This is a genomic window from Rhizobium sp. SVR5-9E, assembly GCF_056755095.1.
In genome coordinates, this window is record NZ_JBNDHS010000223.1 from 1 (window position 1) to 882 (window position 882).

1 protein-coding gene is annotated in these 882 nt (G+C 61.0%); it reads left to right on the plus strand.

The window, feature by feature from the left end; translation table 11 throughout:
* On the plus strand, positions 1–882 hold an 882-nt coding region (locus ACPYOJ_RS34525; protein ID WP_481420252.1), incomplete at both ends, for a GAF domain-containing protein.

The following is an 882-nucleotide window of genomic DNA, read 5'->3' on the forward strand; positions in this document are numbered from 1 at the left end:
GCCTTGATCGGTGCCGAGATCGCCCGCATCGAAGGCCGCACGCTCGACGCCATGCGGCTCTACGAACAGGCCATCCGCTCGGCCCGCGCAAACGGCTTTGTCCACAACGAAGCGCTCGCCCATGAATTGGCTGCGCGCTTCTACGCAGTTCATGACTTCGAGGATATCTCCCAGCTGTATCTACGGAATTCCCGGTATGAATACGTGCGCTGGGGAGCAATTGGCAAGGTACGCCAACTGGATCAACTCTACCCTCAACTCGCGGAGCCACAGGCCGTTTCACTTCCGACGAGTACGATCGGGACACCCGTCGAACAGCTCGATCTCGCGACGGTGATCAAGGTATCGCAAGCGATATCGGGTGAGATCGTGCTGGAGAAGCTGATTGATACGCTGATGCGCACGGCTCTCGAAAACGCTGGAGCGGGGCGTGGCCTGCTGATCTTTCCGAGAGGAGGCGAGCTCCGGGTCGAGGCCGAGGCGGAAACGACCGGCGGCGATGTCGCCGTCCATCTCCGCCCCGAACCGAGCACGGCCCCCATGCCGGGAGCAATCGCCAATTTCGTCGCCCGGACCGGCGAACCCGTAATCCTCGACGATGCGGCAGCGGAAAACGACTTCAATGATGCGTACATTCGCGACAACAAGCCCCGCTCGGTGCTTTGCCTGCCGCTGATCAAGCAAGGCCGGATGGTTGCGCTGCTCTATCTCGAGAACAATCTAGCGCCGCGCGTCTTTACGCCGGCCCGCATGGCGGTCCTCAAGCTGCTTGCGTCGGAGGCGGCGATTTCGTTGGAAAATAGCCGCCTTTATCGTGACCTCGAGGAGCGCGAGGCCAAGATCCGGCGCCTGGTCGATGCCAATATCATCGGGATTTTGATC